Raw genomic sequence first — 19,599 nt, 5'->3', positions numbered from 1 at the left:
TCGTGTCCGATCGTCTCGTGTTCGCCTGTTCTTGCGAGAAGACGATGCCGCTCGATGTCGCGGCTCTGGAAAAGGGCTGCGGCGGTCGCGTGCGCACCGCCGACCAGCTCTGCGGTCGTGAACTCGACCGCTACCGTGAAGCCGTGGCGACGGGTGTCCCGATCACCGTCTCTTGCACGCTTCAGGCACCGCTCTTCGAGGAGTTCGCGGCCGAACTGGAAGCGGAGGAGCGCATCACCTTCGCCAAGATCCGCGAGACGGCCGGCTGGTCGTCGCAGGCTGATCGAGCGGGCCCGAAAATGGCAGCTCTTCTGGCTGCGGCCGCGGAGGCGGTTCCCGTCGCTGGCACGGTGCCGCTGGAGAGCCGCGGCGTCGCCCTGATCTACGGCCGCGACGAGGTCGCGATCGACGCCGGGCGGCGATTGGCCGATCATCTCGACGTCACAGTGCTCTTGAGCCGGCCGGGCGAGATCGCGCCGCTCCGCCGCAACGAGTTCCCGGTGATCCGCGGCACGGTGCGCGGCGCGACCGGCCATCTCGGCGCGTTCGAGCTTCGCATCGACGACTACGCCCTGCCGGCACCGTCCTCGCGCACGCATCTCACGTTCGGCCCGGGGCGCGATGGCGCGAACTCGACCTGCGACCTCATCCTCGATCTGACCGGTGGCACGCCACTCTTCCCCGCGCACGAGCTGCGCAGCGGCTATCTGCGCGCCGACCCGCGCGACCCGGCGGCGGTCGAGCGCGCGGTGATGGCGGCCTCCCATCTCGTCGGCGAGTTCGACAAGACCCGCTTCATCGATTTCCGCGGCGAGCTCTGCGCGCATTCCCGCTCGCGCATCACCGGCTGCACGCGCTGCCTCGACGTCTGCCCGACCGGGGCGATTGCATCCGCCGGCGATACGGTGGCGATCGATCCCTACGTCTGTGCCGGCTGCGGAAGCTGCGCCGCCGTCTGTCCCACCGGCGCGGCCAACTACGCCCTGCCGCCGGCCGACGCGCTGATGCGCCGCCTGCGCAGCCTGATGCGCGCCTACCGGGCGGCGGGCGGCGCCGACGCGGTGGTGCTGTTCCACGATGGCGACCATGGTGAGCCGCTGATCGACGCGCTCGGCCGCTACGGTGACGGCCTGCCGGCGCACGTCCTGCCGGTGCGCGTCAACGAGGTGACGCAACTCGGCCCCGAGGTTCTGGCCGCCCTGTTCGCCTACGGCGCGGCCGGGGTGCGCGTGCTCGTCCGGGGGCGCTCGAAGCACGACCTCGACAGCCTGCACCGCACCGTCAGCCTGAGCCGGACGCTCGCCGACGCCCTCGGCTACGGCACCGGCACGGAGGCGCCGACCGTCGCCCTGATCGAGACCGATGACCCGGACGCGCTCGGCGCGGCGCTCCGCTCGCAGCTTCCCGGTCGCGCGACCGCGGCTCCCGCCGGCTTCGTGCCCGCCGGTGGCAAGCGCGAGATGCTGCGCCTGGCATTCCGCGAGATGCACGCCGCCGCACCGACGCCGGTCGCCGCGGTGCCGCTGGCGGCCGGGGCACCGTTCGGCGGGCTCGCATTCCGCACGGAGGACTGCACGCTCTGCCTCTCCTGCGTCGGTGCCTGCCCGACCCATGCACTATCGGACAGCGCCGACCGGCCGCTGCTCGCCTTCGAGGAGAGCCTGTGCGTGCAGTGCGGCCTGTGCGCAGCCACCTGCCCGGAGGACGTGATCAGCCTGAAGCCGCAGATCGACTTCGAGGCTTGGGCAGCCCCCCGCCGGATCGTGAAGGAGGAGGAGCCGTTCTGCTGCATCACCTGCGCCAAGCCGTTCGGCACCCGCGCCACCATCGAGCGGGTGATCGGCAAGCTGCGCGAGCGGCACTGGATGTTCTCAGGAGAAGCCGGGGAGCAGCGCATCCGCTCGCTGATGATGTGCGACGATTGCCGCGTCGAGGCGGCGCTGACCCAGGGGTTCGACCCGCACGCGGCGCCGCCGGCCAAGCCGCGCACGACCGAGGACTACCTGCGCGAGCGCGAGGCCGCCGGACGACTGCCGGGCTGAGCACAAAAAACGACCCGCCATCGCATCGAGGGCAGGTCGGATAGGAGATGTTTTGTCGCAGGAGAACAATCCGTCAAACCCTGGAGCGCTGGCTGGTTCCGCGGATCGGGCGCCGAGGGCGGGGAAACGGCGGGAAATGTAACCGGCTATCGCGGGGTTCGCGGCTCCGCTCCCCGTGCTATAGCGCGCGGCCCACTCGCCAGCCCCGAGCCCCGATGCCACCGATCGTCTCGATCGCGAACCTGTCGAAGGTCTACGCCTCGGGCCTTCACGCCCTCCGCGACGTGAGCCTCGACATCGCCAAGGGCGAGATCTTCGCATTGCTGGGGCCGAACGGCGCCGGCAAATCGACCCTCATCAATGTCGTCTGCGGGATCGTCACGCCGAGCACGGGCCAGATCCGCGTCGGCGGCCACGACATTCTCAGCGCGTACCGTGCGGCGCGCCGGATGATCGGGCTGGTGCCGCAGGAACTCACCACCGACGCCTTCGAGAAGGTTTGGGACACGGTGAGCTTCAGCCGCGGCCTGTTCGGGCTTGCCAAGGACCCGGCCCATATCGAGCGGGTGCTCAAGGATCTCTCCCTCTACGACAAGCGCGAGAGCCGCATCATGCAGCTCTCCGGGGGCATGAAGCGCCGGGTCCTGATCGCCAAGGCGCTCGCTCACGAGCCGCAGGTGCTGTTCCTCGACGAGCCGACGGCGGGCGTCGATGTGGAGCTGCGCCAGGACATGTGGCGCCTCGTGCGTCGCCTGCGCGAGCAGGGCGTCACGGTGATTCTCACCACCCACTACATCGAGGAGGCCGAGGAGATGGCTGACCGGGTGGGCGTGATCCGCAAGGGCGAGATCATCCTCGTCGAGGACAAGGTCGAGCTGATGCGCAAGCTCGGCAAGAAGCAACTCATCTTGCATCTGCGCGAGCCGGTCGCCGCTCTGCCCGACAACCTCGCCCGGCACGATCTTCAGATCGGCGAGGGCGGGCGCACCCTCGTCTACACCTACGAGACCCGGCGCGAGCGCACCGGCATCACCGGCTTGCTCAGCGAACTGGCCAAGGCCGGCATCGCTTTCACCGATCTCGATACCAGCCAGAGTTCGCTCGAAGACATCTTCGTCGATCTCGTCCGCGAGCGCGCATGAAGGGCGTATCCATGCTGAACGTCCCGGCGGTCCTCGCCATCTACCGCTTTGAGATGGCCCGGTTCTGGCGCACGGCCCTGCAGAGCATCGTCGCGCCGGTGATCTCCACCTCGCTCTATTTCGTGGTGTTCGGCGCTGCCATCGGCTCGCGGATGCAGACGGTCGATGGCGTTCCCTACGGCGCCTTCATCGTACCGGGGCTGATCATGCTCTCGCTGTTGACGCAGAGCGTCTCGAACGCCGCCTTCGGCATCTACTTTCCGCGCTTTGCCGGCACGATCTACGAGCTGCTCTCGGCGCCGATCTCGCCGTTCGAGGTCGTGCTCGGCTATGTCGGCGCGGCGGCGACGAAGTCGATCGTCATCGGCCTCATCATCCTCGCCACGGCCTCGCTGTTCGTGCCGCTGCACATCGAGCACCCGGTCTGGATGGTGTTCTTCCTGCTGCTGACGGCGCTCACCTTCAGCCTGTTCGGCTTCGTGATCGGCCTGTGGGCGGACGGATTCGAGAAGCTGCAGCTCGTGCCGCTCCTCATCGTCACGCCGCTGACGTTTCTCGGCGGAAGCTTCTACTCCATCGAGATGCTGCCGCCGTTCTGGCGCGCGGTGAGCCTGTTCAATCCGGTCGTCTACCTCGTGAGCGGCTTCCGCTGGGCCTTCTTCGGCAAGGGTGACGTGGCGGTCGGCGTCAGCATCGCCGCGACGTTGGCCTTCCTGGCACTGTGCCTCGGGCTCGTGACCTACATCTTCCGCACGGGGTACCGGCTGAAGAGCTGACGAAAACGCCGCGGAGCACCGCCGCTCCGCTCAGATCGGCCGCACGGCGTCGAGTGTCAGTTGCCGCGCCGCTGCCCCGCATCCGAGCACGCGAAGCGACACCTTCCGGCCGGCCGTCAGGATCGTTTCGAGGGCGTGCTTCACGGCACCGTTGGTGGCGGCGTCGAGGTTGCGATAGCCGTCCTCGACGTTGATGAAGCTGCGCTGGCCGGACTTCTCCTCGACGACGACCGACTGAAGGTAGAGGCCGTCGCGGCCGAACTCCCGCTTCACGACCCGGCCCGTCATCGTAGCCGGCAGGCAGCCCTCGTCCGTTGACAGGTTGCTCATGCCGACGACCTTGCCCGCGGCATAGGTGAGCTTCGGCCTCGCCAGCGCCGCGCCGCCGAGCACCAGCAGGAGGATCGCGAGGACGATGAGTGCGGTGGCGAACGCATCCGCCACGACCGAGCGAAGGATGCGGTCTCCGGCGATCCCTGACGTCTGACTCGGCATGGCCCCATCCTGAAGCGTGTCCGCAACTTAGATGCGGACCCGACTTCGGGGGCAGTCAGTCAAACGATCTACCACCGATAGGTCGTCCGGATCGGCCGGCGCCGATACGGGCACGCTCGACCGTCGAGCTGTGAAGCTACGGCCGCTGCTCCAGGAACTCCAGAACGCCCTTGCGGTGCAGACGGTCGCCGACCGCTGTTGAGTGGTCGCGATTCGGCAGGTCGAGGGCGCGGGCGTTCGGCATCAGCTTGGCCAGTTCCGGGCCAGAGCCCGCCACCGTGTCGAGCGTGCCGACCGAGATCAGGGCCGGCGTGTCGATGGCCGAGAGTTCGGCGCGCGACAGCGTCTGGCGCGAGGCGCGGATGCAGGCGGCGAGCGCCCTCAGGTCGCTCTTGGTCTGCTCGGCGAAGGTGCGGAAAGAGGCGGCTGTCGGGTTCGGCGCGGGCACACCGGGCGGCGCTTCCAGCGCCTCGGCGATGCCCTGCGGCAGGCCGCGTCCATCCACGAGGTTGAAGCCGAGGCCGCCGATCAGCAGCGAGCGGACCTCCGCCGGGTGATCGAGCGCCATATGCGCGGCGATGCGCGCGCCCATGGAATAGCCCATCACGTCCGCGCGCCCGATGCCGAGATGGCGCAGGAGCCGCACCGCGTCGCCCGCCATTTGGTCTGAGGTGTAGGCGGCAGGGTCGTAGAGCTTCTCGCTCTGCCCGTGGCCACGGTTGTCGAGGGCGATGACCCGGTAGCCCGCCTCCGACAGATACCGAACCCACAGCGTATTGACCCAGTTTACCGCATGATTCGAGGCGAAGCCGTGGATCAGGAGAATCGGGTCGCCGCCGCCCGAAGCCCCTTCCTTGGCCGGCACGTCGATATAGGCGATCTGTACGCCGTCGGAGTCGAAGCTCTGCATGATCCGTGTCTTCGGGTGCCGAAGCACCGATGTCAAAGGCCGCGCGAAGGCTTCTTGCGACAACCGGCGGCATTTGGCGCCGAGCCCGCTCGATGGCACCCGACTTGCCGCGGCCCCGCCGGGCTGGCATCACCCCGAGACGATGACGGATACCTCGCCCTACGGCACCTACGCCCCCACCGGCCTCGTCGCGCGGATCGCGGAGCGTACTCAGAAGCTTCCCGAGCAGTCCTGGCGCGCCCGCCGGATGGCGATGTTCCTGCGCCGGCTCGCCATCTCGATGCTGCGCGGCCGGCCGCTCGACGTCGAGCGTTACGGCGCGCGGATGCGGCTACATCCCTACAACAACAACTGCGAGAAGAAGGTGCTCTTCACCCCGCAGTTCTTCGACCCGCAGGAGCGCGCTCTCCTGAAACAGCGCCTCGCCGACGACGCGGTGTTCCTCGATATCGGTGCCAATATCGGCGCCTATGCGCTGTTCGTGGCGGCTTTCACCGGGCCCCGCGCCCGCATCCTCGCGGTGGAGCCGCAGCCAGACGTGTTCGATCGGCTGACCTTCAATATCGGGCAGAATCCGTTCGGCACGGTCAAGGCCATCGCCTGCGCGGTCGCGGACAAGGGGGGCGAGCTGACCCTGTTCATCGATCCGCGCAACCGCGGCGAATCGAGCGTGAAGATCGTCGGTACCCACAAGAACGCGACCGTGCGCGTGCCGGCCGTGACGCTGGTGGACCTCTGCCGTTCGGAACGGATCGAGCGCATCGACGCGATCAAGCTCGATGTCGAGGGCGCCGAGGATCTGATCCTGGAGCCGTTCCTGCGCGATGCGCCGGCTTCCCTGCTTCCGTCGCTGCTCATCATCGAGAACGGCGCCGACCAGTGGCAGACCGACCTGCAGAGCCTGCTTCACCAATACGGCTACCGCCAGATCGCCCGTACCCGGCTCAACCTGATGTTCGAGCGGACGGACGGGGTGCGCCCGGCGTGAGGATCGGGACCGGCGCGTCGATCGCAACGCCCTCCGGCCCGACCGCGCAGGTATAGGCGGAAGCCTCGACCCCTGCCGTCAGGGCCGCCCGCATTGCGCGATCGAAAGCCGGGTCGATGTCGCGGGCGACGTCGAAGGCCTCCGCCCGCATCTGGATCACCACGATCAGCATCGCCCGGCCGCCCGCGGCCACGACCCCGGCCAGTTCCTCCATGTGGCGGGCCGAGCGGGCCGCCTTGCAATCGGGGAACTCGGCGAGCCCCGTCCGCCGCATCAGGTGGCAGTTCTTCACCTCGACATGGCAGGGCGGCAGGCCGTCGCCGCTCGCCAGGAAATCGACGCGGCTCGCCTTTCCGTAAGCGACCTCCGGCCGGAATGTCTCGTAGCCAACGAGCGGCGCGAGCTTGTTTTCGCGAAACGCCTCGGCGACGAGGGCATTGGGCCGCGCCGTGTTGATGCCGACCCATTGCGGGCCGCCGGGCAGGTCCGCCTCCACCAGTTCCCACGAGAACCCGAGCTTTCGGGCCGGGTTGGTCGACGGCGAGAGAAGCACGCGGAACCCTTCCGTGTTGAGCCCCAACATCGCGCCGGGATTGGCGCAATGCGCCGTCACCATCGTGCCGTCGGCGAGCGTCACGTCGGCAAGGAAGCGCTTGTAGCGCCGCACGAGGCGCCCTTCGATCAGGGGAGCGGGAAAACGCATTGAGGCTGGGCGAGGCGGGATGGGCTTTCGCTTTCGCGCATCCGCGCCCTAGCTTCCACCCCGATCATCGCCCCCGAGGCTTCATGTCCCAGAGTTCCAACTCGCAGAGTTCCGACATCACCGCCGCGATCCTCGTCATCGGCGACGAGATCCTCTCGGGCCGCACCAAGGACAAGAATATCGGCACCATCGCCGACATGCTGACCGAAATCGGCGTGGACCTGCGCGAGGTGCGCATCGTGCCGGACGTGAAGGACGAGATCATCGCTGCGGTGAACGCGCTGCGGGCGCGCTACACCTATGTATTCACCTCCGGCGGCATCGGACCGACCCACGACGACATCACCGCCGACAGCGTGGCGGAGGCCTTCGGCGTCGGAATCGACGTCGATCCGCGGGCCCGCGCCATGCTGCTGGAGCGGCACCGGCCGGAGGACCTGAACGAGGCCCGCCTACGCATGGCCCGCATTCCCGACGGGGCCGACTTGATCGCCAATCCGGTGTCGAAGGCGCCGGGCTTTCGGCTCGGCAACGTCTTCGTCATGGCGGGCGTGCCGCAGATCATGCAAGCGATGCTCGATGAGATCCGCCCGACGCTGACGGGCAACGCGCCGGTGATGTCCGAGACGATCGAGGCGGGCGCGATTCCCGAGGGCAACTTCGCCGACGGTCTCCGAGAGATCGCTGCGGCTCACGGAAGCGTGTCGATCGGTTCCTACCCCTCGATGACGCCGGATGGTTTCCGCAACCGCATCGTCGTGCGCGGGCGCGACGCGGACGCGGTGGCGGCGGCGCGGGCGGCGGTCGAGGCCTTGCTGGCCGGGCTCCGGGCATAGGCCTCTTGTTGCCGACACGGCTCCACGTCCCATGAAATAGATCTCCAGACGCGGGGAGCGCGCAAGCGCTGCCGTACGTTAGGCTGCGACGAGACGACCAGCGAGGGCCGCATGTCCCAAGACTCTGGCTCCCAGGGAGAAACCAGGACACACGGCGCCCATACCCGCGAGAGGGACGATGCCCAGGTCGAGAAGGCGCATCGCCCGGACGCGCTGATCCTGCACGAGATCATCCGCCGTGAGGGTGAGGACGAGATGCGCCGCACGGCGCTGGCGCTCTCTCTGTCGGGCTTCTCCGCCGGGCTCACCATGGGCTTCTCGCTGATCGTTCCCGGCGTGCTGAAGGGGCATCTACCGCACGAGCCCTGGGCCGAGCTCGTCGTGAGCATGGGCTACTCGATCGGCTTCCTCATCGTCGTTCTCGGGCGCCAGCAACTCTTCACGGAGAACACCGTCACGCCGATCCTGCCGCTCCTGACCGAACGCACGTTCGGCGCGTTGCTGCGGGTCCTGCGGCTTTGGAGCATCGTGCTCGTCGCCAACATTCTGGCGACCATCGTCATCGCCTCGGTGCTGGCCCATACCGATGCGTTCAAACCGGAAGTGCGAGAGGCGTTCGCCGAGATCAGCCGCCACACCATTGAGGACCCGTTCTGGACCACGGTGATCAAGGCGGTGTTCGCAGGCTGGCTGATCGCGCTGATGGTGTGGATCCTGCCGGCCACGGGCTCGGCGGCGCCCTTCATCGTTATCCTGATGACGTGGCTGGTCTCGATGTGCGGCCTCGCCCATATCGTCGCCGGCTCGGTCGACGCCTTCTACCTCGTTGCCACCGGCGAGATAAACTTCACGAGATACGTCACCAGCTTCTTCGTGCCGACGCTGCTCGGCAACGTGGTCGGCGGCGTCACGCTGGTCTCGGTGCTCAATTTCGGGCAGGTCGCGCCCGACATGGAGGATCAGGACCGTACCGGACCCAAGGCCTGAACCTCAGCGTTCGATTCGGAGCCTCGCCGGCATGGACGTATGCAGGTGCATGCCGAAGCCCGCCGACGAAGTCAGCGGTGTTGGAAGAGCCGACGGATTCATCGCTCGGCCGGTTGGTTGGCCCGGCCCTTTTTGACCAACCTTCTTGCCTTCCGCGCGCGCGCCAGCAGAATCGCTGTCTGAACCGCTGCCCGCTTCAGCACGGGATGGGAATCGGGATTGGCCGTGAGCTGGCTCGCCCAGCCGTGCCCCGCGACGGCGGCTGCGAGATCGACGGTGTAGCCCTCCGCGATCGGATGCGCCGATGTCCTGGGCTCCGCGAGATATTGTTCGACCGCCGCGTTCACCTGCTCGTCGGTGACGGCCTTGGCCTTGAACAGATCGCCGACGGTCAGAGAAGCAGCCATCCCTCGAAGATCCGGACCGGTCTCGATTTCTCGCGTGAAATCAGGCGTGAAGGGGGTGTGCGAACGAGCGGCTCTTCTGCCCCACGGCGGCGTATTCGGTGGCCAGACGCGTTTCGACCCGGGTCACCTGCATCGGGTACCAGCGGTTCCCCCGGGCCGAAGGGACGCCTAAGGCGTTGAGCGCGTTGGCGACCTGTTCCAGCGTCAGCGCACCCGCTGCGCGGATCTCGCTCAGGATCGGTGCGACGCCCTCCGCCCTCTCCTGGCTGCGCTGCGCACTCGTCCCACGGAGCCGACTCTCCGCCGGAAGGTGAGGCCGCTCGTATCCGAAAGCCGGCAGACTAGTCCTGCCAGCCGCCGTTCGCGCCCGCCCTTCGGCGGTGAAGCGGGCGTAGAACTCGCCTCGGCGGGCCATCGTTTCCGGGGTGCATGTCACGCCCGATCTGTCTTCGGCCTCCGCCAATGCCGCCATGATGCCGAGCATCAGTTCGCTCACCTGCGGGCTGTCCACGGCAGCGAAGCGCAGATCCAACCGGCGCAGCGCGTTGCTCAAGTCGCGTAGGAAGACGCAGTCGTCACTGACGGCGCGGAAGTCGGCCATCAGCAGCGTTGCGCCACAGCGGCGGCACCGGGCCAGAGCGTCCTGCAAGCGCGCGCCCGCCACGCCCTGCCGTTCCTGCTCGACCGCAGCGATCTCCGCGACGAGGCGCCCACGTCCGCGGACATGCTGATCGACCGCGGCTCTTTGGCTTGCCAGCTGCGCGCTGGAACGGCCCGATGCGGAAGGCCCGGCGTAGAGATAGGAAATGAATTCGTTTGAGGACATCTGAGGTCTGCCGGGCGGTCTCTGCCTCGCGAAGCATGGGGACGTCGTTCGCCGAGCCACGACACGTCTCCGTGTTTCGAAGTATCTGGTTGTCTCCGACAACTGGAGAGGCATCAATATGATTACGGCTGCCGATAAGGTGCCCGTGGCCGTCGATCTCAAGCTCGGTGGTACGGTGCAGATCGGTTCGAACGCGCTCGAGGTGATCGACCTGCTGGTGCTGTTCGAAGCCATCGGACGGACCGGATCGATCAAGGGCTTCGCCGAGACGCTCGGCCTATCCTACCGCGCGGCCTGGGCGCGCCTTCAGGCCTACGAGCGCGCGCTGGGTCAGTCGCTCGTGCGGAAGACCCGCGGCCAAGGCTCGGAACTCACGGAGTTCGGATCCGCTCTGGCGGAGGCGTTCACCGCGGCACTCACGGGATTGGATGCAAGTCTCGGGCGTGAGACCCGCGCCATTGAGCATCGCCTGCGCCGCCTGCTCACGGGCCAGGGGGGAGCACTGACGCTCGCGGCGAGCCACGATCCTCTTCTGATCGAGGTTCTGCGCGAGATCCCGGCCGAGCACGACACAATCGAGCTGTCGGTGATGGGCAGCAGTGCGGCAGTGAAGCTCCTCCTCGACGGAGGCGTCGACGCGGCCGGTTTCCATTGCGGAATGCAGGACGCGGGAGAGCCGGATGGCCCCTTCGCCGGCGTCAAGACGAGCACCGAGTTCGTGTCGTATCCCCTGTTCGAGCGCGAGCAGGGTCTGCTGCTCGCGCCCGGCAATCCGCTTGGCATCCGCACCCTTGCCGACCTGACCGCGGAAGGAGTGCGCTACGTCAACCGCCAGCGGGGATCGGGCACGCGACGCTGGTTCGACCGCATGTTAGCGGAGGCTGGACTCTCGTCCACCGCGATCCACGGCTACGCGTTAGAGGAGTTCACGCACCAGGCGGTCGCCGCGGTGATTGCCTGTGGAGAGGCCGACGCCGGACTCGGCGTGCGGGCTGCCGCCGACCGGCTCGGCCTCGACTTCGTGTCGGTCGGCTGGGAGACCTATTATCTTGCCGCGAGCCGCTCGCTCACAGCCCCGGCCTTCGACACCTTGATCGCCATCGTGAGGGCGCGCGCAGCGCGCACTTCCGGCTACCGCTCCACTGGATCAGACGCGGGTTGAGTGCGGGTTCATGTGGAATCTGCCGCTTCACGCTCTGCCAACCGTCATGCGGTCGAGTCGGGCGGGCTGGCCCTATCGAAGCATGAACCGGTCGGCCTTCGGCGGTTCGCGTCCGGTCTCGCCGAGCGCGTCGAGGATCGCCGCGTCCGCCGCGTGCAGCAGGGCGTCGAGGGGCAGGTCGTTGGCGTCGGTGCCGAACGGCTCCTCCAGTTCATCGCCGAGCGCGTCGAGGCCGAAGAAGGCGTAGGCGACGAGCGCGGCGATGATCGGCGTCGACCAGCCGAGCGAACCAGCGAGCCCGAACGGCAGCAGCAGGCAGTAGAGCCAGGCCGTGCGGTAGAGCAGCAGCGTGTAGGCGAAGGGCAGTGGCGTCCCGTGGATGCGCTCGCAGGTTGCCTGAATCGCGGACAGGCTGGCGATCTTGTGCTCCAGGCTCGTGAACAGGACGTCGCTCAGCGCACCGGCTTTCGTGGCCGCCGCAAGATCCCGCGTCAGGCCCGTCAGCGCCGCGTCGGCCCCGCTCGGCCTCTGTCCGAGGGCGGCGAGTTCCTCCGGCGGCAGCCAGGGCGCGAGCGCCTCAGCCTCGTCGAGCCCGCGCAGGCGGGCGTGCAGGGCGTGGGTAAAGCCGGCCGCGTGGCGCAGGGAGCGGCGGCGCAGGGCGTCGTGCTCGGGCTGCGGCAACAGGGCCGGCAGCAATCGGGCGAGGCCGCGCATCTCCACAATGAGGCTGCCCCAGGCCCGCCGCGCCTCCCACCAGCGGTCGTAGCAGGCGCCGTTGCGGAAGCTCAAGAAGATCGAGAGAGCGAGGCCGACCAGGGTGAAGGGGCCGATGCCGGCGGTGACGGGAAACCACTCGGCGTGCCGCTGCTCGACCGCGACGACGAGGAAGGAGAGCGCGGCGATTGCGATGACCTGCGGTGCGACCTTCGGCAGGACCGAGCCGCGCAGCGCGAACAGGATCGTCAGAAGGCCGGGACGGGGACGGACGATCATCGCATCGGCATCAGTGGGCGCAGGCCTCGACCAGCCGGCGCATGAAGGCCTCGCCGCGGCCGAGTTCTTCGAGGGTGATGAACTCGTCCGGCTGATGCGCCTGATCGATCGAACCGGGACCGCACACTACGGTCGGGATACCGGCACGCTGGAAGCGCCCGGCCTCGGTGGCATAGGGAACGGTGATGGTGGCGTTGCGGCCGGCGAGCCGCAGGGCCAGCCGCTCGGCCTCCGAGCCGGGATCGGGCGCGAGCCCTGGCACCGACACCTCCTCGATCGTCTCGATGCGCCCGTAATCGCCGTAGCGGTTGAGACGGTCCCGCGTGACCCGCTCGCAGGCCGCCGCGAAGAGGGCGGGGATCTCGGCCATATCGAGGTCAGGCAAGGCGCGGAACTCCCACAGGAAGGTGCAGAGCTTCGGCAGGATGTTGCGCGCGGTGCCGCCCTCGATCATGCCGACATGGACCGTGGTGTTCGGCGGGTCGAACCGGCCGGAGGCGTCGCCGCGGGCGATCATCGCGTCAGCGATACGGTTCAGCTCCGCGATCAGGTCGGCCGCCGCCATCACCGCATTGGCGCCGAGTCCCGGTTTTGCCGAATGCGCCGCGTGGCCATGCACGGTGGTGCTGTAGGTCACGACGCTCTTGTGCGCGTCCGCCACCTGCATTCCGGTCGGCTCGCCGACGATCACCGCGCCGGGCCGCGGCAAGTTCGTGCCGAAGCGGGCGATGGTGTCGGTGACGCCGAGGCAGGTCGTCTCCTCGTCGTAGGAGAGCAGGATATGGATCGGCCGCGTCAGCCCGGCTTCCAGCGCCGCAGGCACGAGGGCAAGCGCGAGGGCATCGAACCCCTTCATATCGACGGCGCCCCGACCGTAGGCGCGGCCGTCGACGACGCGCAGGCGGAACGGGTCGCTGGTCCAGGCCTGTCCCGTCACCGGAACCACGTCTGTATGGCCGGAGAGCACGATGCCGCCGTCGGTCACCGGCCCCAGGGTGGCGAATAGCGCGGCCTTGTCACCGTCCGCGTTCGGCACTCGGACATGCGGCACCCCCCAGCCGTCGAGGTAACCGGCCACGAAGTCGATCAGCGCGAGGTTCGACTTCGAACTTTCGGTGTCGAACGCGACGAGCCGCTCGAGAAGCTCCAGCGGCGTGAAGCGGGTGCCGCTTGCCGGCGCCGTCAATGGACGACGCGGCGCATATGGGGCGAGTCCAGCGAGAAGGCCGGGATCTCCGCCTCGAAGCTCTCGCCGCCGATCGTGGACATCGTGTAGCTGCCGGCCATCAGGCCGTCCGGTGTGGTGAGGGGGCAGCCGCTGGTGTAGCTGAACGACTCGCCCGGCTCGAGCACCGGCTGCTTGCCGACGACGCCGGCGCCGCGCACCTCTTGGCAGGCACCGCGCCCGTCGATGATCCGCCAGTGGCGCGAGCGGAGCTGCACCTGCTCGCTCCCGTTATTCACGATTTCGACGGTGTAGGCGAAGAAGTAGCGGCTCTCCCCCGGCGAGGACTCCTCCTCGACAAATCGGGGCTCCACCGTCACCGTGATGCCGCGCGTCTCGGCCTTGTACATCGCGTGAAAGCATCTCCGTGGACGGCACGCAGGCCGCATCGCGACATCTGCGACGCGCCGTGGTACGTGGCGCCAGAAACCTCGTCAATCACGGTATCCTACGGTGGGCGGAGGCCGGAGACCACGTGCCGAACGCTTCGCACCGGGAAGGCTTGGAGGGGGCCGTGGAGACCGCGCGGCCTGACCGCGCGCCCATCACGGCCGGCACCGTCCTCGGGATCGTCCTGACGCTCGGTCTGGCTCTCGTCTTCGCGTACGGCAATCCGGCCCAGAACCGCTGGCCGGCGCTCGCGCTGGTTCTGGCGCTCGGCCTCGACGCCGCGGCGCGGATCGTGGCTCGGGCGGTCCGGCAGCGGACGGGCGTAGAGACTGAGTTCCACGCCTTGCCTTCGCCGATGCTCGCGCTCGGGAATGCGACGTGGATCGGTGCTGCGGTGGTGGCCGTCGCGTCGGGGCTGCGGCCCGACCTGTTCCCGCTGCTCGCGAGCGCGCTGGCCGGCCTCGTGGCAATGGGGGCCTGTGCCCGGCTGGCGCTTGCGAGGATGGTGGTCGTAATCGAGGCGGCGGAGCGCGCGGCGGCCGAGGCCAAAAAAAGAGGCGAGGGGACGGGACGATGAGCGGAGACGTGCCGGCCGCATCCGGCATCCTGCCGGCGCAGGCCATCACGGCGCTGACGGAGGCCGGGGCGATCCGCCCCGCGACCGTCTACGCCGCCGACCAGATTCAGCCCGCGAGCCTCGACCTTCGGCTCGGCACCCGCGCCTACCGAGTGCGCACCAGCTTCCTGCCCGGCGGCGAACGCTCGGTGGCGGCCTGCGTCGAGGCGTTCGCGCTGCACGAGATCGACCTGACCAGGGGCGCCGTGCTGGAGACGGGCTGCGTCTACATCGCAGAGCTTCAGGAGGCTCTGGCGCTGCCCCGCGAACTCAGCGCCAGCGCCAACCCGAAAAGCTCGACAGGGCGCATCGACGTGTTCACCCGCGTCATCACCGATCGGGCCAGCGCCTTCGACCAGATCGAGGCGGGCTATGCCGGCCAGCTCTATGCCGAGATCTCGCCGCGAACCTTTCCGGTTCGGGTTCGAACCGGCTCGCGCCTGTCGCAGATCCGCTTCCGACAGGGCGATCCGCGGCTGCGCGAGGCCGAACTCGCCGCGCTCCACGCCAGCGATCCGCTGATCGATGCGGTGACGCCCTCGCTCCAGGGCGGCGTGCCGGTCTCGGTCGATCTCGCGGGCTTCGACGGCCTGATCGGCTACCGGGCGAAGCGTCACACCGGCCTGATCGATGTGGACCGGCCGCGCGGTCACCGCACGCGGGACTTCTGGGAACCGCTGTCCGCGGACGGCAGCCGCACGCTGATCCTCGATCCCGGCCAATTCTACATCCTGGCCTCGAAAGAGGCGGTGCGGGTGCCCGCCGACCACGCGGCAGAGATGGTCCCGTTCGATCCCCTCGTCGGCGAGTTCCGCGTTCACTATGCCGGCTTCTTCGATCCCGGCTTCGGCCTCAGTGAGGCAGGGGGCGCCGGTGCCCGCGCTGTCCTGGAGGTGCGCTCCCGCGACGTCCCGTTCCTGCTGGAGGACGGCCAGATCGTCGGGCGCCTTGTCTACGAGCGCATGCTGGCGCGGCCGGCGACCCTCTACGGCGCGGGCGCCGGCTCGAACTATCAGGCACAGGGACTCAAGCTCTCAAAGCATTTCGCCAACGAGCCGGAGCCGCTTCCGGCGGTCTGAGTCGAGCGCAATGAGCCGCCCGCTAACGGTGCCGTGAGGCGCGTCGAGGTCCTGAACCGGCACGTGGCAAGGCCTCGGCGTGCGGATCGGCCTGCCCCACGCGATGGCAGCCGCAGGATTGAGCCACATCAAAGCCCGTGCGGGAAGCGATCCCTTAACCCTGCGCCCGAGACGAGGCGGCGGGAGCCGCCGGCAGTCACCAGGGAGCGGCGCGCATGCGGGAGGAGTTGAAGACACTCTACGGAGACGAGCGGCTTCCCCGCTACACGAGCTATCCGGCCAGCCCGCACTTCACCGGCGAGATCGATCCGGCGGCCTATGCCGCGTGGCTGCGCGCGCTCCCGGCGGGCGCGACGGCTTCTCTCTATCTGCACGTCCCGTTCTGCCGGTCGATGTGCTGGTACTGCGGTTGCCACACGCACATCACCCAACATGACGCGCCCGTTGCCGATTACCTCGCGACGCTCAAGCGTGAGGTGGGCTTGGTGGTCGGGCATCTGGAACACCCGCCATTGGTGCGTCACGTCCATTTCGGAGGTGGCACGCCGACCATCATGGAGCCCGAGGCCTTCCGCGACCTCACCGCGTTTCTGCGTGACAAGTTCCCGTTCGCCCCGAACGCCGAAATCGCCGTCGAGGTCGATCCGCGCACACTCGCGCCCGCAATGATGCGCGCGCTCGGCGAGGCGGGCGTCACGCGGGCGAGCCTCGGTGTTCAGAGCTTCGACCCGTTGGTGCAGGACGCAATCCGCCGCCGCCAGGACTACGCCGTCACCGAAGCGGCTGTCACCGGGCTGCGAGCGGCCGGCATTCACGGGATCAATCTCGACCTGATCTACGGCCTGCCGCATCAGAGCGTGCAGTCCTGTATCGAGACGGTGCGGCAATGCTTGGCGCTCCGGCCCGACCGACTGGCGGTGTTCGGCTATGCGCATGTGCCCAGCTTCAAGAAGCATCAGCGCCGGATCGACGAGGCGATGCTGCCGGATGGCGCCGCCCGGCGGGCACAGGCGGAGGCCATCGCGGAAACACTCATGCGGGCCGGCTACCGGCGGATCGGACTCGACCACTATGCCCGGCCGGAGGATTCGATGGCGGCCGCGCGTGCGAAAGGTGAGCTTCGCCGCAACTTTCAGGGCTACACCACGGACTCTAGCGATGCGCTGATCGGCTTCGGTGCCTCGGCGATCGGGCGCCTTCCGCAGGGTTACGTGCAGAACGATCTGGTGCTTCGCACCTACGCCGAACGCATCGAGCGGGGCGAGTTCGCGACGCTCAAGGGCTATGTCCTGACGTCGGAAGACCGGCTGCGGGCGGCGCTCATCGAGCGGATCATGTGCGATTTCGCCGTCGATGTCGCGGACGTCTCGCGATCCTACGGCCGGGATCCGGATGCTCTGCTCGCGTCCCTTCCTCGATTGCCCACGCTCACGGCGCACGGCCTGGTCAGGCGCGAGGGCGCCGTGCTGCGCGTTCCGGAGGATGCGAGGCCCTTCGTCCGAAACGTGGCGGCACTCTTCGACGCGCATCTCGGGACATCCGCCGCCGTGCACAGTCGAGCGGCATGAGCGAGCCACCGAACCTGTCCTGGCGACGTCAGGCGCGCGTCAGGCGCATCGGCTTTCCGCGAGGGCCGGGTGCCTGCAGATCGTTGGTGCTAGAGGTTGAGCACGGCCAGGGTCGTGACGCTGCCGCGTCTGTTCAGATCGAGGCGATGCTCCCTGATCTCCGCCGCGGTCAGCTCCCGAAACACTTCGGCCTGAGCGTTCGAGCCGGCTGCTTCGGCGGCAACGAGTTCGGCCTCTTGTTCGTCCCTCGCGATCACGAGCACTGGGATGCTGTCGCGGTCGGAGCGCCCGGGCACATCCACCCGTACGCCGAACGCTCGGTTTGCTGCGTTGCTCGCCGCTTGTCCTGGTTCCGGCGGCCTTCTCAAGCGGCCGTCGGATCGCGGACGGCGCGGACGCGTGTTCCGGAGAAGGCCCCTCCCGTCATCGGTCGTCGAAGTCCGTCCGTCATCGGCATGGCCGTGTCGCCGTTCGCGATCCGCGTTCTGCGCGAGCTGATCGGCCACGTACCCTGCCACAAAGGCATAGATCGCCTTGTGCAGCAGATCGATCCGCTGCTCGTCGCGCGGCCAAGTCCAGGGCGGCGCGCCGGCGCCGGTCAGGTTCTCGAGCGCCTGATCGTTGATCAGGCGGATGTTCAGGAACAGGAACGAGGCCACCGAACCGCGCATGCCGCGCTCGGCCATGAGCATCCTGAGCGGGCCAAGGGCGATGCCCTGGCCCCAGTGCATGGTCCAGTTGAGGCCGATCCGCTCTCGGTCCGGCCTTGCCGGTAAGCCGAGGATGCGGCGAAGCGTATGAGCCGGAACGAAGGAGTTCGGCCGTCCCGTCACGTGCTGCTCGACCTTCTCGGCAAGCGTCATTGCGGCGACACCGGCGGCACCCGCGAGCAGACCTCGCGTCAGCGTGGCACCGAGATCCGCTCCGCGCCGGATCGGCTCCGATCGAGCCCTGTCACTGGTCATGAAAGTCCTCGACGTACTGCCGGATCGGAGCGTTCCGGGCCACTGGCCGGCTAACCCGGCGCCCGGCTGTTTGTTCGCCGCCACCTTCCGGCATGTCGCGGTGCCGACCGCCGCGGTCTCGAACCGCCTGCCTTGATCTGCATGAGCCTTGCCACGCTCGCGACCTGACGGCTTGCCGGTCCGGCGCGGGTTGAACCTGAAATGTGACCCGCGTGCCTGGGTCTCGGCCCGTACGCTTGAGATTACAATCGGCCGAAAGCGTCCGTACCACTCCCGAGCGGCTGCATCGGCTGAACGACGATCACTAAGCGTTGGATGGAAGGCCGGTTGCTGATCGCTGCATCTGGAAAGTCAGGTGGCGGCTGGTGCGCTCAGCACGCCGACAATGCTCAACAGGCAAATGCGGGCATCGACAGCTTGGGGTGGAAGGGCAGGGAGCTGCTACAAGTCCGGAGCCATGAAGCTGCAACGAAGCACCTCGCCGATGCTTTGCTAGCTCATTACAATATAACGAAAAGTGAGTGGCGGAGACGGAGGGATTCGAACCCTCGATACCCTTATTAGGGGTATGCTCATTTAGCAAACGAGTGCCTTCAGCCTCTCGGCCACGTCTCCCCGCCGCTCGGCTGTAGAAGCTCCGGGGCGGCGGGTCAACCCGGTCGGCGCGGGGTTGTGACGCGGCGCTCGTAATGCTTGGCCACGCGCAGGTGGCGGGAGATCGCGTAGTTCATCGCCGTGAGGAAACCGTAGGCGCCGCGCACGAAGTGGCGGCGGCCGAAATAGGCTTTCAGGAAGTTGCCCGGCAATTCCACATAGAGGCGCCAAGATGAGATCGTCACGCCGCGAGCATCCAGGTCGTCCGCTTGCTGGTCGGAGTACCGGTTGAGCTTGTCGAGTTGGTCGCCGAGCGAGCGCACCGAGAAATGGTGGATGCGTCCCTTGATCCGCCCCGTGGTGACGCCCGGCCCCAGTACCACTCGGTCATGGACCGGCGAGGTGGAGTAGGTGCTCAAGTCCCGCCGGTAGAGCCGGACCGGGGTCAGGACGTAGGCCCAGGGATGGGGGCGCGTCTCGCCGGGGAAGATTTCGGCGATGGGGATGGACCACGCGGCGTGGGCCGGTTCGCCGTTCGCGAAGACGGAACGGATCTGCTCGGCGAGGTCGGCGGGCACCACCTCGTCGGCGTCGAGGTTGAACACCCAGTCGTGGCGGCACTGCCCTTCCGCGAAGCGCTTCTGCCGGCCGTAACCCGGCCAGTCGTTGTGGATCACCCGGGCGCCGAGGGAGGCCGCGAGCGCCTGCGTCCCGTCGGTCGAGCCGGAATCGACCACAACGATGTCGTCGGCAAGCTCACGCACCGCGGCGATGGTGGCACCGATGCGATCGGCCTCGTTCTTGACGATGATGAAGACGGAGATCGGGAGCGGGGCCATGGGTCTCGTTACGCGCGGCGCCATTGCTCTAGCGGCCGGATTCTGTGCGAACAAGC

Annotated in this window: 20 protein-coding genes and 1 tRNA gene; 10 read left to right on the top strand and 11 right to left on the bottom strand. The window is 68.2% G+C overall.

Annotation, left to right across the window (positions count from 1 at the left end):
• The first annotated feature begins 44 nt into the window (after positions 1 to 44).
• The 3 genes from FHU13_RS09450 (at position 45) to FHU13_RS09440 (ending at position 3,960) form a co-directional block, all read left to right on the top strand.
• Complete coding sequence (locus FHU13_RS09450; RefSeq protein WP_183435605.1) at positions 45 to 2,042, top strand: 4Fe-4S binding protein; 1,998 nt, start codon at positions 45 to 47, stop codon at positions 2,040 to 2,042.
• A gap of 215 nt (positions 2,043 to 2,257) precedes the next feature.
• Positions 2,258 to 3,184, top strand: a complete 927-nt coding sequence (locus FHU13_RS09445; protein WP_183435604.1) for an ABC transporter ATP-binding protein — start codon at positions 2,258 to 2,260, stop codon at positions 3,182 to 3,184.
• Complete coding sequence (locus tag FHU13_RS09440) at positions 3,181 to 3,960, top strand: ABC transporter permease (protein ID WP_183435603.1); 780 nt, start codon at positions 3,181 to 3,183, stop codon at positions 3,958 to 3,960. Before FHU13_RS09445 ends, FHU13_RS09440 begins: the two co-directional genes overlap by 4 nt.
• Positions 3,961 to 3,990: 30 nt before the next feature.
• Here the strand turns inward: FHU13_RS09440 and FHU13_RS09435 are convergent, their stop codons facing one another.
• Together FHU13_RS09435 and FHU13_RS09430 are read right to left on the bottom strand one after the other, a co-directional pair.
• A complete protein-coding gene (locus FHU13_RS09435) occupies positions 3,991 to 4,455 on the bottom strand; it encodes a hypothetical protein (RefSeq protein ID WP_183435602.1) in 465 nt (154 codons plus the stop codon).
• Between the two features lie 136 nt (positions 4,456 to 4,591).
• A complete protein-coding gene (locus FHU13_RS09430; protein ID WP_183435601.1) occupies positions 4,592 to 5,365 on the bottom strand; it encodes an alpha/beta fold hydrolase in 774 nt (257 codons plus the stop codon).
• Between the two features lie 142 nt (positions 5,366 to 5,507).
• Between FHU13_RS09430 and FHU13_RS09425 the strand changes: the two genes are divergently transcribed.
• Positions 5,508 to 6,353 carry an FkbM family methyltransferase gene (locus FHU13_RS09425; RefSeq protein ID WP_183435600.1) on the top strand — a complete coding sequence of 282 codons (846 nt, stop codon included), beginning with the start codon at positions 5,508 to 5,510 and terminating at the stop codon, positions 6,351 to 6,353.
• On the opposite strand, the gene sfsA is transcribed toward FHU13_RS09425, so the two are convergent.
• Positions 6,310 to 7,056, bottom strand: a complete 747-nt coding sequence (sfsA, locus tag FHU13_RS09420; protein ID WP_183435599.1) for a DNA/RNA nuclease SfsA — start codon at positions 7,054 to 7,056, stop codon at positions 6,310 to 6,312. The genes FHU13_RS09425 and sfsA overlap by 44 nt on opposite strands.
• A gap of 83 nt (positions 7,057 to 7,139) precedes the next feature.
• Here sfsA and FHU13_RS09415 point away from each other — a divergent pair, with 83 nt between their 5' ends.
• Both FHU13_RS09415 and FHU13_RS09410 read left to right on the top strand, forming a co-directional pair.
• A complete protein-coding gene (locus FHU13_RS09415) occupies positions 7,140 to 7,892 on the top strand; it encodes a molybdopterin-binding protein (protein ID WP_183435598.1) in 753 nt (250 codons plus the stop codon).
• A 111-nt stretch (positions 7,893 to 8,003) separates the two neighbouring features.
• Positions 8,004 to 8,879 (top strand): formate/nitrite transporter family protein, encoded by an 876-nt coding sequence (locus FHU13_RS09410; RefSeq protein WP_183435597.1) that lies wholly within the window; start codon positions 8,004 to 8,006, stop codon positions 8,877 to 8,879.
• Between the two features lie 98 nt (positions 8,880 to 8,977).
• Here the strand turns inward: FHU13_RS09410 and FHU13_RS09405 are convergent, their stop codons facing one another.
• Together FHU13_RS09405 and FHU13_RS09400 are read right to left on the bottom strand one after the other, a co-directional pair.
• On the bottom strand, positions 8,978 to 9,286 hold the full coding sequence (locus FHU13_RS09405; protein WP_183435596.1) for a hypothetical protein: 309 nt from the start codon (positions 9,284 to 9,286) through the stop codon (positions 8,978 to 8,980).
• A gap of 40 nt (positions 9,287 to 9,326) precedes the next feature.
• The gene (locus tag FHU13_RS09400) at positions 9,327 to 10,112 is read right to left on the bottom strand and encodes a recombinase family protein (RefSeq protein ID WP_246714574.1); all 786 of its coding nucleotides are present in this window, start codon (positions 10,110 to 10,112) and stop codon (positions 9,327 to 9,329) included.
• A 118-nt stretch (positions 10,113 to 10,230) separates the two neighbouring features.
• On the opposite strand from FHU13_RS09400, the gene FHU13_RS09395 reads away from it, so the two are divergent.
• Entirely contained in the window at positions 10,231 to 11,274 is a 1,044-nt protein-coding gene (locus FHU13_RS09395; RefSeq protein ID WP_183435595.1) for a substrate-binding domain-containing protein, read from the top strand.
• Between the two features lie 72 nt (positions 11,275 to 11,346).
• On the opposite strand, the gene FHU13_RS09390 is transcribed toward FHU13_RS09395, so the two are convergent.
• Genes FHU13_RS09390 through apaG form a run of 3 tightly spaced genes read right to left on the bottom strand, consistent with a single transcriptional unit; the run spans position 11,347 to position 13,842 of the window.
• Positions 11,347 to 12,267, bottom strand: a complete 921-nt coding sequence (locus tag FHU13_RS09390) for a bestrophin family protein (protein WP_183435594.1) — start codon at positions 12,265 to 12,267, stop codon at positions 11,347 to 11,349.
• A gap of 10 nt (positions 12,268 to 12,277) precedes the next feature.
• Positions 12,278 to 13,453 (bottom strand): acetylornithine deacetylase, encoded by a 1,176-nt coding sequence (gene argE / locus FHU13_RS09385; RefSeq protein ID WP_183435593.1) that lies wholly within the window; start codon positions 13,451 to 13,453, stop codon positions 12,278 to 12,280.
• Positions 13,450 to 13,842 carry a Co2+/Mg2+ efflux protein ApaG gene (apaG, locus tag FHU13_RS09380; protein ID WP_017482710.1) on the bottom strand — a complete coding sequence of 131 codons (393 nt, stop codon included), beginning with the start codon at positions 13,840 to 13,842 and terminating at the stop codon, positions 13,450 to 13,452. The genes argE and apaG overlap by 4 nt, the downstream gene beginning before the upstream one ends.
• A 125-nt stretch (positions 13,843 to 13,967) precedes the next feature.
• Between apaG and FHU13_RS09375 the strand changes: the two genes are divergently transcribed.
• The 3 genes from FHU13_RS09375 (at position 13,968) to hemN (ending at position 17,145) form a co-directional block, all read left to right on the top strand.
• Entirely contained in the window at positions 13,968 to 14,459 is a 492-nt protein-coding gene (locus FHU13_RS09375) for a hypothetical protein (RefSeq protein WP_183435592.1), read from the top strand.
• Entirely contained in the window at positions 14,456 to 15,577 is a 1,122-nt protein-coding gene (locus FHU13_RS09370) for a 2'-deoxycytidine 5'-triphosphate deaminase (protein WP_183435591.1), read from the top strand. The genes FHU13_RS09375 and FHU13_RS09370 overlap by 4 nt, the downstream gene beginning before the upstream one ends.
• A 215-nt stretch (positions 15,578 to 15,792) precedes the next feature.
• Positions 15,793 to 17,145, top strand: coding sequence for an oxygen-independent coproporphyrinogen III oxidase (gene hemN / locus FHU13_RS09365; protein WP_183435590.1), 1,353 nt, complete (start codon positions 15,793 to 15,795; stop codon positions 17,143 to 17,145).
• Between the two features lie 89 nt (positions 17,146 to 17,234).
• Here the strand turns inward: hemN and FHU13_RS27670 are convergent, their stop codons facing one another.
• The 3 genes from FHU13_RS27670 to FHU13_RS09350 all read right to left on the bottom strand — a co-directional run bounded on the left by FHU13_RS27670 (position 17,235) and on the right by FHU13_RS09350 (position 19,543).
• Entirely contained in the window at positions 17,235 to 17,831 is a 597-nt protein-coding gene (locus FHU13_RS27670) for a hypothetical protein (protein WP_246714573.1), read from the bottom strand.
• A gap of 801 nt (positions 17,832 to 18,632) precedes the next feature.
• Positions 18,633 to 18,725: transfer RNA gene (locus FHU13_RS09355), tRNA-Ser, on the bottom strand.
• Between the two features lie 35 nt (positions 18,726 to 18,760).
• Positions 18,761 to 19,543: a glycosyltransferase family 2 protein gene (locus tag FHU13_RS09350; RefSeq protein WP_183435588.1), complete on the bottom strand. Its 783-nt coding sequence runs from the start codon at positions 19,541 to 19,543 to the stop codon at positions 18,761 to 18,763.
• Between the last annotated feature and the right edge of the window lie 56 nt (positions 19,544 to 19,599).

Source organism: Methylobacterium sp. R2-1 (assembly GCF_014191355.1).
Classification (GTDB): Bacteria; Pseudomonadota; Alphaproteobacteria; order Rhizobiales; family Beijerinckiaceae; genus Methylobacterium.
This window is presented reverse-complemented; position numbering and strand designations above follow the sequence as displayed.

Coding starts and splice junctions, on each gene's coding strand:
- FHU13_RS09370 (WP_183435591.1), top strand. CDS start 14,456: ATGAGCGGAGACGTGCCGGCCGCATCCGGCATCCTGCCGGCGCAGGCC.
- FHU13_RS09350 (WP_183435588.1), bottom strand. CDS start 19,543: ATGGCCCCGCTCCCGATCTCCGTCTTCATCATCGTCAAGAACGAGGCC.
- FHU13_RS09395 (WP_183435595.1), top strand. CDS start 10,231: ATGATTACGGCTGCCGATAAGGTGCCCGTGGCCGTCGATCTCAAGCTC.
- hemN (WP_183435590.1), top strand. CDS start 15,793: ATGCGGGAGGAGTTGAAGACACTCTACGGAGACGAGCGGCTTCCCCGC.
- FHU13_RS09415 (WP_183435598.1), top strand. CDS start 7,140: ATGTCCCAGAGTTCCAACTCGCAGAGTTCCGACATCACCGCCGCGATC.
- apaG (WP_017482710.1), bottom strand. CDS start 13,842: ATGTACAAGGCCGAGACGCGCGGCATCACGGTGACGGTGGAGCCCCGA.
- FHU13_RS09410 (WP_183435597.1), top strand. CDS start 8,004: ATGTCCCAAGACTCTGGCTCCCAGGGAGAAACCAGGACACACGGCGCC.
- FHU13_RS09400 (WP_246714574.1), bottom strand. CDS start 10,112: ATGTCCTCAAACGAATTCATTTCCTATCTCTACGCCGGGCCTTCCGCA.
- sfsA (WP_183435599.1), bottom strand. CDS start 7,056: ATGCGTTTTCCCGCTCCCCTGATCGAAGGGCGCCTCGTGCGGCGCTAC.
- FHU13_RS09405 (WP_183435596.1), bottom strand. CDS start 9,286: ATGGCTGCTTCTCTGACCGTCGGCGATCTGTTCAAGGCCAAGGCCGTC.
- FHU13_RS09445 (WP_183435604.1), top strand. CDS start 2,258: ATGCCACCGATCGTCTCGATCGCGAACCTGTCGAAGGTCTACGCCTCG.
- FHU13_RS09440 (WP_183435603.1), top strand. CDS start 3,181: ATGAAGGGCGTATCCATGCTGAACGTCCCGGCGGTCCTCGCCATCTAC.
- FHU13_RS09425 (WP_183435600.1), top strand. CDS start 5,508: ATGACGGATACCTCGCCCTACGGCACCTACGCCCCCACCGGCCTCGTC.
- FHU13_RS09390 (WP_183435594.1), bottom strand. CDS start 12,267: ATGATCGTCCGTCCCCGTCCCGGCCTTCTGACGATCCTGTTCGCGCTG.
- FHU13_RS09435 (WP_183435602.1), bottom strand. CDS start 4,455: ATGCCGAGTCAGACGTCAGGGATCGCCGGAGACCGCATCCTTCGCTCG.
- FHU13_RS09450 (WP_183435605.1), top strand. CDS start 45: ATGCCGCTCGATGTCGCGGCTCTGGAAAAGGGCTGCGGCGGTCGCGTG.
- FHU13_RS09430 (WP_183435601.1), bottom strand. CDS start 5,365: ATGCAGAGCTTCGACTCCGACGGCGTACAGATCGCCTATATCGACGTG.
- FHU13_RS27670 (WP_246714573.1), bottom strand. CDS start 17,831: ATGGCCGAGCGCGGCATGCGCGGTTCGGTGGCCTCGTTCCTGTTCCTG.